Source organism: Streptomyces sp. TRM70350 (assembly GCF_019219825.1).
Taxonomy (GTDB): Bacteria; Actinomycetota; Actinomycetes; order Streptomycetales; family Streptomycetaceae; genus Streptomyces.
In genome coordinates this window covers 126,815-142,911 of sequence record NZ_JAHUXH010000020.1, presented here as the reverse complement: position 1 = coordinate 142,911, position 16,097 = coordinate 126,815, and the positions used below count along the sequence as shown (strand labels likewise).

13 protein-coding genes and 1 rRNA gene are annotated in these 16,097 nt (G+C 71.3%); 8 read left to right on the top strand and 6 right to left on the bottom strand.

The genetic code is table 11. From position 1 onward, the window contains the following. A 5S ribosomal RNA gene (gene rrf / locus KWI83_RS26285) occupies nucleotides 1–99 on the top strand; the annotation flags it as partial. Between the two features lie 97 nt (nucleotides 100–196). On the opposite strand, the gene KWI83_RS26280 is transcribed toward rrf, so the two are convergent. From KWI83_RS26280 to KWI83_RS26260, 5 genes are read right to left on the bottom strand one after another with little or no spacing between them, the layout of a single operon-like run. Continuing rightward, a complete protein-coding gene (locus KWI83_RS26280) occupies nucleotides 197–1,507 on the bottom strand; it encodes a DUF58 domain-containing protein (RefSeq protein WP_218516852.1) in 1,311 nt (436 codons plus the stop codon). Then, nucleotides 1,507–2,496: a MoxR family ATPase gene (locus KWI83_RS26275; RefSeq protein WP_218516851.1), complete on the bottom strand. Its 990-nt coding sequence runs from the start codon at nucleotides 2,494–2,496 to the stop codon at nucleotides 1,507–1,509. Before KWI83_RS26275 ends, KWI83_RS26280 begins: the two co-directional genes overlap by 1 nt. Further along, nucleotides 2,496–3,686 (bottom strand): DUF4350 domain-containing protein, encoded by a 1,191-nt coding sequence (locus KWI83_RS26270; RefSeq protein WP_218516850.1) that lies wholly within the window; start codon nucleotides 3,684–3,686, stop codon nucleotides 2,496–2,498. The genes KWI83_RS26275 and KWI83_RS26270 overlap by 1 nt, the downstream gene beginning before the upstream one ends. Then, entirely contained in the window at nucleotides 3,683–4,501 is an 819-nt protein-coding gene (locus KWI83_RS26265; protein WP_218516849.1) for a DUF4129 domain-containing protein, read from the bottom strand. Before KWI83_RS26265 ends, KWI83_RS26270 begins: the two co-directional genes overlap by 4 nt. 4 nt (nucleotides 4,502–4,505) lie before the next feature. Then, nucleotides 4,506–5,858, bottom strand: coding sequence for a glycerophosphoryl diester phosphodiesterase membrane domain-containing protein (locus KWI83_RS26260; RefSeq protein WP_218516848.1), 1,353 nt, complete (start codon nucleotides 5,856–5,858; stop codon nucleotides 4,506–4,508). Nucleotides 5,859–5,998: 140 nt separating this feature from the next. Here KWI83_RS26260 and mtnA point away from each other — a divergent pair, with 140 nt between their 5' ends. From mtnA to KWI83_RS26225, 7 genes are all read left to right on the top strand, one after another. Then, on the top strand, nucleotides 5,999–7,138 hold the full coding sequence (gene mtnA / locus KWI83_RS26255; protein ID WP_218516847.1) for an S-methyl-5-thioribose-1-phosphate isomerase: 1,140 nt from the start codon (nucleotides 5,999–6,001) through the stop codon (nucleotides 7,136–7,138). A gap of 169 nt (nucleotides 7,139–7,307) precedes the next feature. Continuing rightward, nucleotides 7,308–7,997, top strand: a complete 690-nt coding sequence (gene mtrA, locus KWI83_RS26250; RefSeq protein ID WP_218516846.1) for a two-component system response regulator MtrA — start codon at nucleotides 7,308–7,310, stop codon at nucleotides 7,995–7,997. 1 nt (nucleotide 7,998) lies between these two features. Further along, on the top strand, nucleotides 7,999–10,074 hold the full coding sequence (mtrB, locus tag KWI83_RS26245; protein ID WP_218516845.1) for an MtrAB system histidine kinase MtrB: 2,076 nt from the start codon (nucleotides 7,999–8,001) through the stop codon (nucleotides 10,072–10,074). After that, the gene (locus KWI83_RS26240) at nucleotides 10,064–11,902 is read left to right on the top strand and encodes an LpqB family beta-propeller domain-containing protein (protein WP_218516844.1); all 1,839 of its coding nucleotides are present in this window, start codon (nucleotides 10,064–10,066) and stop codon (nucleotides 11,900–11,902) included. Before mtrB ends, KWI83_RS26240 begins: the two co-directional genes overlap by 11 nt. Nucleotides 11,903–12,046: 144 nt before the next feature. Then, nucleotides 12,047–12,919: a ComF family protein gene (locus KWI83_RS26235; protein ID WP_218516843.1), complete on the top strand. Its 873-nt coding sequence runs from the start codon at nucleotides 12,047–12,049 to the stop codon at nucleotides 12,917–12,919. Nucleotides 12,920–13,233: 314 nt separating this feature from the next. Continuing rightward, nucleotides 13,234–13,926, top strand: coding sequence for a ribosome hibernation-promoting factor, HPF/YfiA family (gene hpf, locus KWI83_RS26230; protein WP_374106383.1), 693 nt, complete (start codon nucleotides 13,234–13,236; stop codon nucleotides 13,924–13,926). A gap of 207 nt (nucleotides 13,927–14,133) precedes the next feature. Beyond that, nucleotides 14,134–14,880: a response regulator transcription factor gene (locus KWI83_RS26225; protein ID WP_218516841.1), complete on the top strand. Its 747-nt coding sequence runs from the start codon at nucleotides 14,134–14,136 to the stop codon at nucleotides 14,878–14,880. A 6-nt stretch (nucleotides 14,881–14,886) separates the two neighbouring features. Here KWI83_RS26225 and KWI83_RS26220 read toward each other — a convergent pair whose 3' ends face one another. Next, entirely contained in the window at nucleotides 14,887–16,086 is a 1,200-nt protein-coding gene (locus tag KWI83_RS26220; protein WP_218516840.1) for a winged helix-turn-helix domain-containing protein, read from the bottom strand. Nucleotides 16,087–16,097: the final 11 nt, after the last annotated feature.

Genomic DNA, 16,097 nt, shown 5'->3' with positions numbered 1-16,097 from the left:
GGGGAAACGCCCGGTTACATTCCGAACCCGGAAGCTAAGCCTTACAGCGCCGATGGTACTGCAGGGGGGACCCTGTGGGAGAGTAGGACGCCGCCGAACAATTGTTGAAGGAAACCCCGCATCTTCGGATGCGGGGTTTTCTGCGTTTCAGGGGCTTATGGTCGGAACCCGAGGGCCGTAAAGCCCCCGGGTCCCATCACAGACGTCCCGTCGTCTTGAGGGCCAGATACGCGTCCGCCAGCGCCGGCGCCAATTCATCGGGCGTCGCGTCCACCACCGTAACTCCGTGTCGGCGGAGTTGTTCGGCGGTGCGATGGCGTTCCGACTGGGCTTGGGCGGCGGCTGCGGCGTCGTAGACCGACTCCGTGTTTCCGCGAGACGTTGCCATACGGGCAATATGGGGGTCCGCCACCGATGCCACGAGGACTGTGTGGCGCTGCGTGAGCTGTGGGAGGACGGGCAGCAGGCCCTCTTCCACCGGGGCCGCGTCGAGGGTGGTGAGCAGGACGATCAGGGAGCGGCGGGGGGCCGTTCGCAGTGCTGTGGCCGCGAGGCCGCGGGCGTCCGTTTCGATGAGTTCGGGTTCGAGGGTCGCCATGGCGTTGACCAAGGAGGGCAGTACGTCTCCAGCGGTCCGGCCCTGGACGAGGGCGCGTACCCGGCGGTCGTAGGCGAGCAGGTCGACGCGGTCGCCGGCTCGGGAGGCCAGGGCGGCCAGGAGCAGGGCCGCGTCCATGGAGGCGTCGAGGCGTGGGGCGTCGCCCACTCGGCCGGCTGAGGTGCGGCCGGTGTCAAGGACCAGGAGGATGTGGCGGTCACGTTCGGGGCGCCAGGTGCGTACGGCGACGGTGGACTGGCGGGCCGTGGCGCGCCAGTCGATGGAGCGGGTGTCATCGCCGGGGACGTACTCGCGCAAGCTGTCGAATTCTGTGCCCTCGCCTCGCTGCAGGACGCTCGTGCGGCCGTCCAGTTCGCGGAGACGGGCCAGTTTGGACGGGAGGTGCCTGCGGCTCGTGAAGGGGGGCAGCACGCGCACCGTCCAGGGGACCTTGTGGGTGCCTTGGCGGGCGAAGAGGCCCAGGGGGCCGTACGAGCGGATCGTCACGCGGTCGGCCTGTCGGTCGCCGCGGCGGGTGGGGCGTAGGCGGGTGGTGATGCGGCGGCGTTCGCCTGGGGGGACTGTCAGGCGGTGGCGGGAGGCCGCGATCTCGGTGCCTGGCTGCCAGCTGCTGGGAGGCCAGGCGTCGCGGAGGTGGGCACGCAGGGGGCGGCGGGACGGGTTGGTGACGGTGAGGATGACGTCGGCTGCCTCGCCCAGGCGTACGGAGGTGTCGCCGGAGCGGGTCAGGCCCAGGTGTCGTACCGGCGCTGCGAGGGCGTAGTCGCAGGCGCAGGCGATGGCCAGGGGGCCGTTCACGGCCAGAATGCCTGTCCAGCTGGGGTCCCACAGGCCGACGGGGAGGGAGCCGAGGGCCGCGATGAGTGCGGCGCGTCCGGTGAGGGCCATCAGCGGGGGACGGGGACGTGGGCGAGGATGGCGTTGATGACGGAGTCGGCCGTCACGCCTTCCATTTCGGCCTCCGGGCGGAGTTGGACGCGGTGGCGGAGGGTGGGGAGTGCCAGGGCTTTTACGTCGTCGGGGATGACGTAGTCGCGGCCGGTGAGCCATGCCCACGCGCGGGACGTGGCGAGCAGGGCGGTGGCTCCTCGGGGGGAGACGCCGAGGGTGAGGGACGGCGATTCGCGGGTGGCTCGGCAGATGTCGACGACGTAGGCCGTGATTTCCGGGGAGACCGTGGTCTTGGCGACGGCCGCGCGGGCGGCGTCCAGGACGGCCGGGCCCGCTACGGGGCGTACGCCGGCGGCGCGCAGGTCGCGCGGGTTGAAGCCCTCGGCGTGGCGGGTCAGGACGTCGATCTCGTCCTGGCGGGAGGGCAGGGGGATGGTGAGTTTGAGGAGGAAACGGTCCAGCTGGGCTTCGGGGAGGGGGTACGTGCCCTCGTACTCGACCGGGTTCTGGGTCGCGGCGACCAGGAACGGCTCGGGGAGGGGGCGGGGGATGCCGTCGACCGTGACCTGGCGTTCCTCCATGGCTTCGAGGAGGGACGACTGGGTCTTGGGAGGCGTGCGGTTGATCTCGTCGGCGAGGAGCAGGTTGGTGAAGACCGGGCCGGGCTGGAAGGAGAACTCGGCGGTGCGGGTGTCGTAGACCAGGGAGCCGGTCACGTCGCTCGGCATGAGGTCGGGAGTGAACTGGACGCGCTTGGTGTCGAGTTCCAGGGCCGAGGCGAGGGCGCGGACGAGCAGTGTTTTGGCGACTCCGGGGACTCCTTCGAGGAGAACGTGTCCGCGGCAGAGAAGGGCGACGACAAGGCCGGTCACGGCGGGATCCTGGCCGACCACGGCCTTGGCGATCTCGGCGCGCAGGGCTTCCAGGGCGGCTCGGGCGGTGCCCGGGTCCCCGGTCTGCCCGGCGTTGTCAGTGGTCGGGTCCATCATGGACGGCGTACCTCTCTTTCGAGGGCGTCGAGTTGGTCGGCGAGTGCGATGAGTGCTGCGTCGTCGCTGGGTGGCGGGCCGAAGAGGAGGGTGTGCAAGGGCTGTCCGTCGCCGCGGAGGTGGGTGGACAGCGCAGGGAGCAGTGCTTCGGGCGAGTGGGCCTGGGCGACGGGGACGCCTACGAGGGGGGCGAGGCGAGTGCGGGTGGTGGAGCGAAGAGCGGCGGCCGCGCGGTCGCGGGCGGCCGCTTTGCGGTAGAGACGGGCGCGGCCTTCGACGGTTTCGGAGGCGCGGATCGCCACGGGGAGTTTTTCGGGCACGAGGGGGCCGAGTCGGCGTGCCCTCCACAGGGCGGCGAGGGCTGCGGCGATGAAGAGCTGCAGGGTGCCCCACAGCCAGCCGGAGGGGAGCAGGTCGAAGAAGCTGCGCTCGTCGTCCGGGGCGGTGGCGTCGGACAGTGAGGGGAGGTACCAGACCAGATGGGGGCGGGAGCCGAGGAGCTGGAGGGCGAGCGAGGCATTGCCCTGCTTGTCGAGGCGGTCGTTGTAGAGGATGTCGGGCGCGCCGAGGACGACGGTGTCGCCGCCCCCGGATGCCTCCGGGACGCGGATCAGGCTCGCCAGGCGCTGGCTGGGGTAGCACTCGTCGGCGCCGAGGTGGGTGGTGGTGTAGCGGAGACCACCGGTGTCGGCGGCGCCCGCGCGCACGGCGGCGGGGAAGTCGCAGTTGGGTTCGAGCGTCGATTGGAGGCTGGTTGCGGGAGCTGCGGTGACACCGGGGGCGAGCTGCTCGACGGAGGAGCTGCCGGCGGCGACGAGGACCGTACGTCCGCCGGAATCGGCCACTGTCGAGCGCAGCAGGGTCTTCTGACGGCTGGTCAACAGGTCGGGTACGGCGACCAGGAGAGTGGTGTCGGGGGCGGTTGCGGCGCGCGCCTCCTCCAGGGTGGTGACCACGCGGGTGGACACGCCGCGGTCGGCGAGGAGTTCGGCGACGGCGCGGCTGCCCTGGGGAGCGGTGGAGCGCGGGTCGAGGCTGCCGCGCTGGGCGTCGGAGCGGACCAGGGCGATCACGATCGCTCCGGCCAGCAGGAGGACGAGGGCGAGCGCGATGCCTCGCGCGCGGGTCCACACCTGGCGTGGGGTGCGCGAGGCCGAGGTGGCGGGGAGCGTGGCCTCGCGGGTCATCCGGCGGCTCCCTGGCGGGTGTTGTGGTCCGCGCTGTGGGCGCTGCTGTTGGTGAGCTGTGGTTTGGTGCGCTCCAGGTCGCGGTCGAGTTCGGCGATGCGGCGGTACGACGTCTCGGTCGCCGCGCGGCCGCCGTATGTGACGTCGTCGAAGTCCCGGGCGGCGGCGTGCAGTCGGTCCGCTTGGGAGGGCAGGGCGCGGCCCGCTTCGGCGGCTGCCTCGTCGGCGGTGCGGCCGGGGCGCACCTCGAGGAGGGCGCGTTCCTCCAGCGAGCGGACGATGGCGCGCATGCGTTCCTGGAGGGCCTGGTTCCAGTGGCTCTGGGCGGCGTGTGCCTCGGCGGCCGCGCGGTGTTCGGCGGCGCTGCGGGGGCGGTCGTCGAACAGGGCGGAGGAGGAGGTCGGTTGGCGGCGTGGGGTGCCCAGGCGCCACCACAGGGCGCCCAGGACCGCGAGGACGGCGACGATGACGACGACGAGACCGAGTGTGCCTCCGGGGGTCGCGTCGGACGCGAGGCGGAACAGTCTGCCGAGCCACTCCCAGAAGGCGTCGAGGGCGCGTTGGAACAGGCCGGGCTCGTCCTCGTGGTACATGCGCTTGGACAGCTCGCGGCGAGCCGCCTCCCGCGCGGGGTCGCGAGGGATCGTCAACGGCGGTTCGGCGTCGGATGCGGGCAGCGACAGCAGGGACGTGCCGCCGGTGCGGTGCGGCGGTCGTACGGTCAGGTCGCCGGCGCGCAGCCAGGTGCGTACGGCGGCCTCGCCGGCGCGCGTCAGCGGCGGCGAGGCTGTGAGGAGTCCCCCGGCCAGGCTCACCGCATCAGCTCCCGGGCGCGGGGTTGGTGGTGCCGGAGCCGTAGCCCTGGACACCGGCGGCACGGGCCAGTTCGAGGTCGAGGGCCTCGCGGCGGATGCGCTGGTCGATGTAGAGCAGCACGGTGACGCCGGCCGTGATCGGGAACGTGATCATGGATCCGATCACCGAGCCGATCCCGCTGATGATCAGGAACGTCCAGCCGAAGTCGCCGGTGCCTTCGAGGAGTCCGCCGACGCCGTCGCCGCTGAGGGCCGCGGCGAGGAACGCGAAGGGAATGACGACGATCGCCGCGACGATGTTGGCGATGATCACGGCGAGCAGCTGGATGCCGAAGACGCGCCACCAGGCGCCGCGGACGAGCTTGGCGGAGCGGCTCATCGCCTTCACGATGCCCTGCTTCTCCAGCATCAGCGCCGGGGAGGCCAGGGAGAAGCGGACCATCAGCCACAGGGCGACAACGGCGGTGCACAGGCCGCCCAGGACGGTGAGCGCGGCGCCGGCGGCGCCGCCGCCCGCCAGGGTCACCAGGATGCCGGGCACGGCGCCGACGAGGGCGACGCCGAGGGCGATGAGGAGCAGGAGGAAGATCAGGCCGAACAGCTTCAGTACGCGCGGGCGGGCGTCGCGCCAGGCCTCACCGGTGGTGACCGTTTTGCCGAGGACGGCGCGGCTGGTGACCATGGTGAGCAGCGCGGTCGCCACGACGGTGCCGATCAGGGAGATCAGGAAGATGACCCCGGAGCTGAGCAGTGCGTCGCCCAGGGCGCGGGTGAGTTCGCCGAGGGTGGCGCTGGGGTCTTCGAGGGCCTCTGCGCTGGTCTGCTCGTTCAGGACGAGGCCCTGGAGCAGAATGACGATGATCTCCGTGACGACGGCGACGGCGAGGGCGATGCCGAGCACGGTGCGCCAGTAGGTGCGCATGGTGGAGACGGCGCCGTCGAGGATCTCGCCGACGCCGAGCGGGCGGAGCGGGATCACGCCGGGCTTGGCCGCGGGCGGAGGGCCGCCCCACTGGCCGCCCCAACCGCCGTGGCCACCGCCGTGGCCCTGCCAGTTGCCGTACCCGCCGTGTCCTCCGGGTGGCTGGGTGCCGCCCCAGCCGGGGCCGGGCGGTGGGGGCGGGGGAGTCTGGCCGGGGCTCGGCTGGCCGGTGGGGGCGGACCACTGGGCGGGTGGCGGCTGCTCCTTGGACCACTTCGCGCCGGGGTCCGGCGCCTGGGGGCCTGGCTGGTCCGCGGGTTGCGAGGGCTGCGCGGCGGTGGGCCGGTCGGCAGGCTCGGCAGGGCCGGGCGCGCCGGGCTCCTGCCCGTTGGACGGGGTGGATCCGGGCGAGGCCCAGCCCGGAGTGTCGTTCATCATCGCTCCTTCACGGTGCCCGTCCGCTGTCGCGGCGGCAGGTTGGCAGACATCGTGCCATGGGGTGTTCACCCAGGGACCGGCCGCGGTATGGGCGGCACACCTTCAATTGTCTGTCGTAGAACGGGCAGACTGACCGCATGGCTGATCAGTACGCGCAATCCGGCGAGGACACGTCGACCGGTATTCCGGCGATCCGCTGGGACGAACCCCCAGAAGGACCGGTCGTGGTCCTTCTCGATCAGACGAGGCTGCCCGCCGAGGAGGTCGAACGGGTCTGTACGGACGCCCCCGCGTTGGTGGAGGCGATCCGCTCGCTCGCCGTGCGCGGGGCGCCGCTGCTCGGCATCGCGGGCGCGTACGGCGTCGCGCTCGCCGCCGCGCGCGGCTTCGACGTGGACGAGGCCGCGATCGCGCTGGCGGGCGCCCGGCCCACCGCGGTGAACCTCTCCGTCGGCGTGCGCCGGGCCCGCTCCGCGTATGACGCTGCGCTCGCCCGGGGTGCCGGCGCCGAGCAGGCCGCCGAGGCGGCGTTGGCGGCGGCTCGGCAGCTGCACCGGGAGGACGCCGAGGCCAGTGCCCGGATGGCGGAGCACGGGCTGGCGCTGCTGGACGAGTTGCTGCCGGGTGGCGGGCACCGGATCCTCACGCACTGCAACACCGGGTCGCTGGTGTCGGGCGGGGAGGGGACGGCGTTCGCCGTGGCGCTCGCGGCGCACCGGGCGGGGCGGCTGCGGCGGCTGTGGGTGGATGAGACGCGTCCCTTGTTGCAGGGGGCTCGGCTCACGGCGTACGAGGCGGCGCGCAGCAGTATGGCGTACACCCTGCTCACCGACAACGCCGCGGGTTCGCTGTTCGCGGCGGGCGAGGTGGACGCGGTGCTGATCGGGGCCGATCGCATCGCGGCCGACGGCTCGGTGGCGAACAAGGTGGGGAGCTATCCGCTCGCCGTGCTGGCGCGGTATCACCATGTGCCGTTCATCGTGGTGGCGCCGGTGACGACGGTCGACGCGGAGACGCCGGACGGGGCCTCCATCGAGGTCGAGCAGCGGCCGGGGTACGAGGTGACCGAGGTCGTGGCGCCCAACGTGCCGGTGACGGGTGCCGGGGGCGGGGTGCCGGTGGCGCCGCTGGGGACGCAGGCGTACAACCCGGCGTTCGACGTGACGCCGCCGGAGCTGGTCACGGCGATCGTCACCGAGGAGGGTGTGGTGTCGCCGGTGACTGCTGAGGCGCTGGCGGAGATGTGCGACAGGTCGCGGGGAGTGGCGATCGGCTGAGGCATGATGTCGGCCTGATGCACGGGCTTGGGCCCCTCGACCTGCGGAGTCCTGCGGGGAGAGGGGCCGTGACATCTGATCAAGGGCAGACAGTAGTGACCCCATACGACTATCGTCACTGGCCAGTGACCCTGCTCACCTGCGCCGCCTTCACTGTTATGAGAATGGGATGATGTCGTTTATGAAGGGACGAGTCCTCGTCGTCGACGACGACACCGCACTGGCCGAGATGCTCGGCATTGTGCTGCGTGGTGAAGGTTTTGAGCCGTCTTTCGTAGCCGACGGCGACAAGGCGCTGGCCGCGTTCCGGGAGACCAAGCCGGATCTGGTGCTGCTCGACCTGATGCTGCCCGGGAGGGACGGCATCGAGGTGTGCCGGCTGATCCGGGGGGAGTCCGGGGTGCCGATCGTGATGCTCACCGCGAAGAGCGACACCGTCGACGTCGTCGTGGGGCTCGAGTCCGGAGCCGACGACTACATCGTCAAGCCGTTCAAGCCCAAGGAGCTCGTGGCGCGGATCCGGGCGCGGCTGCGCCGGTCGGAGGAGCCCGCGCCGGAGCAGCTCGCCATCGGTGACCTGGTCATCGACGTGGCGGGGCACTCCGTGAAGCGGGACGGGCAGTCGATCGCGCTGACGCCGCTGGAGTTCGACCTGCTGGTGGCGCTGGCCCGCAAGCCGTGGCAGGTGTTCACCCGCGAGGTGCTCCTGGAGCAGGTGTGGGGCTACCGGCACGCGGCGGACACCCGGCTGGTCAATGTCCATGTGCAGCGGCTGCGCTCCAAGGTCGAGAAGGACCCGGAGCGGCCGGAGATCGTGGTGACCGTCCGTGGTGTCGGTTACAAGGCCGGGCCGAGCTGACATGTCGGGGGACAGTGCCGCTTCGGCGCCCGGCAGGTCCGGGGCCCGCGCGGGGCGGCCTGTCGGCCGGAAGGCGGCGGGCTCCCGCTGGGGACGATTCCTGGAGAGCGGGCTGCTCCAGGGCGGAGTCCAGGGCAGCCCGGTCCTTCGGCTGTTCATGCGCTGGGTGCGGCGTCCGCTGCTGCCCGTCATGCGGCTGTGGCGGCGCAACATCCAGCTCAGGGTCGTGGTCACGACCCTGCTGATGTCGCTGGGGGTCGTGCTGCTGCTCGGCTTCGTGGTCATCGGGCAGGTGCGCAACGGCCTGCTGGACGCCAAGGTGAAGGCGTCGCAGAGTCAGGCCACGGGTGGGTTCGCGGTGGCCAAGCAGCGGGCCGACGAGGCGGCGAGCGGCACCGCGGACGACCCGACGGCGGTGGACGGGCGCTCCTCGCAAAACGTCATCCAGTGGATGAGTGACCTGGTCTCCTCGCTCTCCAGCGGTGGTCAGGGCGCCTTCGACGTGGTGACACTGCCCGCGGGGGACAACAGCGGCAGCGGTCGCGGCCCGCGTGCCTCCGGTGGCGTCGACCCCAACGAGAGCGTGCCGGAGGATCTGCGCGCGCGGGTCAACAGCAGTACGACGGCCGCGCAGAGCTACACCCGCATCATCTACAGCGGCGACAAGGGCTCCCAGCCGGCCCTGGTCATCGGCAAGGAGGTCAACGACCCCAACGGTGACCCCTACCAGCTGTACTACCTCTTCCCGCTCACGCAGGAGGAGAAGTCGCTGAGCCTGGTCAAGGGGACCCTTGCGACGGCCGGTCTCTTCGTCGTCGTACTCCTCGGGGCCATCGCCTGGCTGGTGGTGCGGCAGGTCGTGACGCCGGTGCGGATGGCGGCCGGGATCGCCGAGCGGTTGTCCGCGGGGCGGCTGCAGGAGCGGATGAAGGTCACCGGCGAGGACGACATCGCGCGGCTCGGTGAGGCCTTCAACAAGATGGCGCAGAACCTCCAGCAGAAGATCAACCAGCTGGAGGACCTGTCACGGATGCAGCGGCGGTTCGTGTCGGACGTGTCGCACGAGCTGCGGACGCCGCTGACGACCGTACGGATGGCCGCTGACGTCATCCATGAGGCGCGGGAGGACTTCGACCCGGTGACCGCGCGGTCGGCGGAGCTGCTCGCCGACCAGCTGGACCGGTTCGAGTCACTGCTGTCGGACCTGCTGGAGATCAGCCGCTTCGACGCGGGGGCGGCGGCGCTGGAGGCCGAGCCGATAGACCTCAGGGAGGTCGTACGGCGGGTGGTCAGCGGGGCCGAGCCGCTCGCCGAGCGCAAGGGCACGCAGATACGCGTCGTGGGTGACCAGCAGCCCGTGGTCGCCGAGGCCGACGCCCGGCGGGTGGAGCGGGTGCTGCGCAACCTGGTCGTCAACGCCGTCGAGCACGGCGAGGGCAAGGACGTCGTCGTCAAGCTCGCCGCGGCGGGCGGTGCGGTCGCGGTCGCGGTGCGCGACTACGGCGTCGGGCTCAAGCCCGGGGAGGCGACCCGTGTCTTCAACCGCTTCTGGCGGGCCGACCCGGCACGCGCGCGTACGACGGGCGGTACGGGCCTCGGGTTGTCCATCGCCCTGGAGGACGCGCGGCTGCACGGCGGATGGCTGCAGGCGTGGGGTGAGCCGGGTGGTGGCTCGCAGTTCCGGCTGACGTTGCCGCGGACCGCGGACGAGCCGCTCAGGGGCTCACCGATACCGCTGGAGCCGAAGGATTCGCGGCGCAACCGTGGCCTCAACGACGCCGGGCTGCCGCGCGGCGGCGGGGAGAAGACCGCGACCGTGCCGGCCCAGCAGACGGGCGGCGGCCAGGTGCCGACGCGGGACCCGATCGCCCACCGGCTGGCCGCGGTGGCCCCGACGGCCGATCCGACGGCGCTGCCCGGCAACGGCGCGCGCGTGGTGCCCCGGCCCGCGGGAGGGGCGCGGCGGCAGGTGGAGCAGCCGGTCGTGGAAGCGGCGCGCAGTACGGCCTCGACCGGTTCCACGGACGCCGGGTCGCAGGAGTCGAACGACCAAGGGGAGGCATTTCGTGGTCGCTGACCGCGAAGGGGGCGCCCGGCGCACGCCGGGGCGCGCGGTGGCGTACGTCGCGTGTGGCGCCGTACTGCTGGCGGGGTGTGCCTCGATGCCCGACAGTGGGGACCTGCGCGGCGTGGAGTCGACGCCGCGCCAGGACACGCAGGTGCGGGTCTTTCCCATGCCGCCGCGTGAGGACGCACCGCCGTCGGAGATCGTGCAGGGCTTTCTGGAGGCGCTGACCAGCGATGATCCGCGCTATGCGACGGCGAAGCAGTATCTGACGGCGGCGGCCGCGAAGACGTGGCAGCCGGAGGTGTCCACCACGGTGCTCGCGGACGGGCCGGACACCCAGGCCGCCTCCCGGGGGACCCGGGAGGACGGGTTCGACTTCTCGTTCACGCTCACGGGCACCAAGGTCGCCGTGGTCGACGCGCAGCAGTCGTACACGCCGACCGAGGGCTCCTACAGCAAGCAGGTGCACCTCACGCGCGACAAGAAGAGCGGGCAGTGGCGCATCGACGGGCTGCCGCAGGGCGTCGTCATGGGCCAGTCGGACTTCCAGCGCAACTACATGTCCGTCAACAAGTACTACTTCGCCGTGGACTCCGCGGTGGGTGCGTCCTCGCAGCCGGCGGCGGTCGCCGACCCCGTGTATGTGCGCCGGCGCGTGGACCCGATGACACACATGGTGCGCTCCCTGCTCCACGGGCCGACGACCTGGCTGGGGCCCGTGGTCAGGTCGAGCTTCCCCACCGGTACGGCACTGCAGAAGGGCGTCAGCGAGCTGACACCCGACGACCAGAACCGGCTGACCGTGCCGTTGAACAACAAGGCCACCCGGGTCGGGCCGGCCAAGTGCAACGAGATGGCCGCCCAGCTGCTGTTCACCCTGCAGAACCTCACGCCCGCGGTGGACGAGGTCGAACTGGAGGCGGGCGGCGCGCAGCTGTGCGTGCTCAACGAAGACGGGGCGGCTGCGGTTGCCGCGCGCGGGTCGGCCAGGGGCGCCGACTACCTGTACTTCGTCGACGGTGAGAACCGGCTCGTACGGATTCCGGCCGGCAGCCGGAGCGCGAAGGCCGAACCGGTGCCGGGGGAACTGGGTGAGGGCGTGCGGGCGTTGCGCTCGGCGGCGGTGTCGCGGGACGAGCACACCGCGGCCGGGGTCGCCCTGGACGGCAAGGCGTTGTACGTCGGGTCGCTCGCGTCGGGTGGTTCGCTCGGGGAGCCGGTGGTGAGCAGCACGGGCCGGACGGAGAAGGACCGGCTGACCACGCCCAGTTGGGATGCGCGGGGCGACCTGTGGGTGGCCGACCGCAACCCGGACGACCCGCGGCTGCTCATGCTCCCCGAGGGCAAGGACGAGCCGCTGGAGGTGCGGATTCCGCGGCTTGACGGGCGGATCCAGTCCGTGCGGGTCGCGGCCGACGGCGTACGGATCGCGCTGATCATGGAGAAGGACGGCAAGCAGTCCCTGCAGATCGGCCGCATCGAGCGGAGCGACAAGGATCAGGTGACCGGGAAGCCGGAGGCCTCGGTTCTCGAACTGCGGTCCGCCGCTCCGCAGTTGGAGGAGGTCACCACCATGTCCTGGGCCGGTGACGGCCGGCTCGTGGCGGTCGGGCGCGAGGAGGGGGGCGTGCAGCAGATGCGGTACGTCCAGGTCGACGGGTCCACGCCGGAAGTGCCGGCGCCCGACGCGCTGACCGGGGTGAAGGAGATCGCCGCTTCCGAGGACGACCAGTTGCCGCTGGTGGCGTACTCGGTGGACGGGATCGTGCGGCTGCCGGACGGGGCGCAGTGGCAGACGGTGGTGAAGGACGGGTCGGCGCCGGTTTATCCGGGGTGAGGGCCGGTTCGTCCGCTCGTTGCTGTTCGTCGGGGGCTCGGCACCGCATGCCGTTTCTGCTTGGCATGGGCCTGCCTGGAGTTTTCCACAGGTGGTTTTCCACAGGGGTGGTGGGGCGCCGCGGGCGTTGGCACAGTGGTGGGCATGCGGGGGTGGTGGCAGGACCTCACCGACCTGGTGCTGCCGGCCGAGTGCGGAGGCTGCGGCAGGCCTCGCACAGTGCTCTGCCCACAGTGCCGTGCCGCGCTGAGCGGGGCCGTACCACGCCGGGTGCGACCGGTGCCGGAGCCGCGCGGACTGCCGGTCGTGTACGCGGCGGCGCCGTACGCGGACGAGGTGCGGGCCGTGCTGCTGGCGCACAAGGAGCGGGGTGCGCTGCCGCTTGCCCGGCCGCTCGGCGTGGCTCTCGCGGGAGCTGTGCGGGCGGGGCTGAACGGGGCGCTGAAGAGAGTGCCGCTGCTGCTCGTTCCCGTGCCATCGGGGCGTGGGGCGGTCCGGGCGCGGGGGCATGATCCGGCCCGGCGGATCGCTCTCGCGGCGGCGGCCGAGTTGCGCCGCACGGGGACGCCGGCGCGCGTGCTCTCGGTCCTGCGGCAGCAGCGGCCGGTCGCCGACCAGTCGGGGCTCGACGCCCGGCAGAGGCTGGAGAACCTCGCGGGCGCCCTGTCGGTGACCGCCGGTGGCGCCGGGCTGTTGCACGCGGGTTCCGTGGTGCTGGTGGACGACCTGATGACGACGGGCGCGTCCCTGACAGAGGCGGCGCGGGCCCTCCGGGTGGCGTTGGCGGAGGAAACGGCTGGTTACAGGGGTGCGGCCTTAGCGACCAGCGGAGATGTGGTGACGGCTGTGTACACGGGAGTCAGTGGGGAAAGGACAGGGGAACGGATGACGGGATCAGTGGAAGGGAGCACGGTCCGTGAGGGGGCCGTGCCGGGAAAGGCGAACAGTGCCCGTGACGTGATCTGCGCTGCGGTGATCGCGGCGCCGCCGGATTCTTTCGAAATAAACCGGAACTGACTGCGAAGCCGCATCGTTGCAGGTGACGAGAGGGCCAATTCACCGGAACGGAGGTACGCGGCAGTAGAGGGTGACGACATCCGTCCGGGCGAGATATGTTCGGGGTTGTGAGGGAAAGCCGCAGGCCACACCTCGCTTATCCGAATGCCGTGCCATGGGTTTTGCGTAATCACCCCGGCCGGCTGGGTGGAGATCTTGCCCATGGGGGAGGAGGTGGACGTCGCCGAGTCCGAGGTTCCGGGGTTCACCGGGACCTGGTGCACAAGGGAGATGCTCCGCCAGTGAAGCGGAGCGATCCGGGAACGGAGTTCTGCGTGGACATCGTCGTCAAGGGCCGCAAGACCGAGGTGCCCGAGCGGTTCCGCAAGCACGTGGCCGAGAAGCTGAAGCTGGACAAGATCCAGAAGCTCGATGGCAAGGTGATCAGCCTCGACGTCGAGGTGTCCAAGGAGCCCAACCCCCGACAGGCCGACCGTTGCGACCGGGTGGAGATCACGCTCCGCTCCCGCGGTCCGGTGATCCGGGCGGAGGCAGCGGCCAGCGACCCGTACGTGGCACTCGACCTGGCCGCGGAGAAGCTGGATGCCCGGCTGCGCAGGCAGCACGACAAGCGTCACACGCGCCGGGGTGTGCGCCGGCTGACGGCAGCGGAGGTCCCGGACCACGTTCCGGGTGCGGCGACACTCAACGGCAACGGCAGCGCCTTCCAGGCGGACGAGCCTGAGGGGGTGCCCACGAAGAAGATCGGCTCGCTGGAAGTGCAGGGCGAAGGCCCCCTCGTGGTCCGTGAGAAGACCCACGTCGCAGCACCCATGACCCTCGACCAGGCGCTCTACGAGATGGAGCTGGTCGGGCACGACTTCTACCTGTTCGTCGACTCCGAGACGAAGGAACCGAGTGTCGTCTACCGGCGGCACGCGTACGACTACGGCGTGATTCACCTCAGGACGGACACGATGGTCACTCAGGCGCCCTCTGCTGAGGCGGGCGGTCCGCTGGGCGGCTGACCTGTTCCGGACGACAGCTGATTCGGGTGCCCCTGGAGTGCGTGTGCGCTCCCAGGGGCACCCGTGTGCGACCACTTCACCCACCGCTTCGTCACCGGAGTGTCGTCCGGGCATGGAATCATGGCCGCAACGGCTCAACCGGTGGGCCGTTGCCTTGGGTTGGCGATGGCACAGGACCACAGGCCACAGCCTTCAGGGGGAGGAACGATGGCGGACAGCTTCGGACCGATGCATGACGAGGACGCCGACGACGGCGTCGTCGGCATGGGCCCGGACGGGGGTTCTTCACGCCAGGAACCGATTCGTGTCCTGGTGGTGGACGACCACGCCCTCTTCCGCCGTGGCCTGGAGATCGTGCTCGCGGCCGAGGAGGACATCCAGGTCGTCGGGGAGGCGGGCGACGGGGCCGAAGCCGTGGAGAAGGCCGCCGACCTGCTGCCCGACATCGTCCTGATGGACGTACGGATGCCGAAGCGAGGCGGGATCGAGGCGTGCACCTCCATCAAGGAGGTCGCCCCCAGCGCCAAGATCATCATGCTGACGATCAGCGACGAGGAAGCGGACCTCTACGACGCCATCAAGGCGGGGGCGACCGGATATCTCCTCAAGGAGATCTCCACGGACGAGGTGGCCACGGCGATTCGCGCGGTGGCCGACGGGCAGTCGCAGATCAGCCCGTCCATGGCGTCGAAACTGCTCACCGAGTTCAAGTCGATGATCCAGCGGACGGACGAGCGGCGGCTGGTGCCCGCACCGCGGCTGACCGACCGGGAGCTGGAAGTGCTCAAGCTGGTCGCCACGGGGATGAACAACCGGGACATCGCCAAGGAGTTGTTCATCTCCGAGAACACCGTGAAGAACCATGTGCGCAACATCCTGGAGAAGCTGCAGCTGCACTCCCGGATGGAGGCCGTGGTGTACGCGATGCGGGAGAAGATCCTCGAGATCCGCTGATCCCCGTCAGCCCAGTGCGCGGGCGAGCTCCCGGGCGAGGGGCTCGCGCAGGTCGGGCGCGTCCACCCGCTCCACGCGCACGTTCGTGCAGTCCACCCAGCTCGCCGCCTCGATCAGGGCCTGGACCACCGCCGGGACCGCCTTCGGGCCGTCCAGGGTGACCTGCCTGGCCACGAGGGTGCGGCCTTCGCGCGCTGGGTCGACGCGGCCCACGAGGTGGCCGCCGGACAGGACGGGCATCGCGAAGTAGCCGTACACCCGCTTCTGCTTGGGGACATAGGCCTCCAGGCGGTGGGTGAAACCGAAGATGCGCTCGGTGCGGGCCCGCTCCCAGATGAGGGAGTCGAAGGGGGACAGCAGTGTGGTGCGATGGCGGCCGCGCGGAGGTGTCTCCAGGGCGGCCGGGTCCGCCCAGGCGGGCTTGCCCCAGCCCTCGACCGTGACCGGGACCAGGCCGGATTCGGCGATCACCGCGTCGACCTGCTCGCCCCTGAGGCGGTGGTAGTCGGCGATGTCCGCGCGCGTGCCGACGCCGAGGGACTGGCCGGCCAGGCGGACCAGGCGGCGCAGGCATTCGGTGTCGTCGAGTTCGTCGTGCAGCAGGGCTTCGGGGACGGCGCGTTCGGCGAGGTCGTAGACACGCTTCCAGCCGCGCCGCTCCACGCAGACCACCTCGCCGTACATCAGGGCGCGTTCCACGGCGACCTTCGTGCCGGACCAGTCCCACCACTCGCTGGTGCGCTTGGCGCCGCCCAGTTCCGTGGCCGTCAGGGGGCCCTCCGTGCGGAGCTGCTTGATGACCTGGTCGTAGGTGCCGTCCGGGAGCTCGTGGTTCCACTGCGGGCGGCTGCGGTAGGCGCGGCGGCGGAAGGCGAAGTGGGGCCACTCCTCGATGGGGAGGATGCACGCGGCGTGCGACCAGTACTCGAAGGCGTGAGGTCGTGCCGGAGGGGCGCCCACGGCTGCAGGCTTCCAGTAGGCGCTCTCGACCGTCTTGCGGCCGACCGCGCCCAGCCGGGCGTACGGGATGAGCTCGTGGGAGCGGGCCAGGACCGAGATGGTGTCGAGCTGTATCGCGCCGAGGTGGCGGAGGATGCCACGGACGCCGGCCCTGCGGTTGGGCGTGCCGAGGAAGCCCTGGGCCCGCAGGGCGATGCGGCGGGCTTCGTCTGCGGACAGGTCCGTGGTGGGGCGCGCGGTCGTCATGCCGTCGAACG

Bases quoted from the DNA above. Each gene is read 5' to 3' on its own strand.
- KWI83_RS26220 (WP_218516840.1), bottom strand. From the start codon at position 16,086: ATGACGACCGCGCGCCCCACCACGGACCTGTCCGCAGACGAAGCCCGC.
- KWI83_RS26225 (WP_218516841.1), top strand. From the start codon at position 14,134: ATGGCGGACAGCTTCGGACCGATGCATGACGAGGACGCCGACGACGGC.
- KWI83_RS26260 (WP_218516848.1), bottom strand. From the start codon at position 5,858: ATGAACGACACTCCGGGCTGGGCCTCGCCCGGATCCACCCCGTCCAAC.
- mtnA (WP_218516847.1), top strand. From the start codon at position 5,999: ATGGCTGATCAGTACGCGCAATCCGGCGAGGACACGTCGACCGGTATT.
- KWI83_RS26280 (WP_218516852.1), bottom strand. From the start codon at position 1,507: ATGGCCCTCACCGGACGCGCCGCACTCATCGCGGCCCTCGGCTCCCTC.
- mtrB (WP_218516845.1), top strand. From the start codon at position 7,999: ATGTCGGGGGACAGTGCCGCTTCGGCGCCCGGCAGGTCCGGGGCCCGC.
- KWI83_RS26275 (WP_218516851.1), bottom strand. From the start codon at position 2,496: ATGGACCCGACCACTGACAACGCCGGGCAGACCGGGGACCCGGGCACC.
- mtrA (WP_218516846.1), top strand. From the start codon at position 7,308: ATGATGTCGTTTATGAAGGGACGAGTCCTCGTCGTCGACGACGACACC.
- KWI83_RS26235 (WP_218516843.1), top strand. From the start codon at position 12,047: ATGCGGGGGTGGTGGCAGGACCTCACCGACCTGGTGCTGCCGGCCGAG.
- KWI83_RS26270 (WP_218516850.1), bottom strand. From the start codon at position 3,686: ATGACCCGCGAGGCCACGCTCCCCGCCACCTCGGCCTCGCGCACCCCA.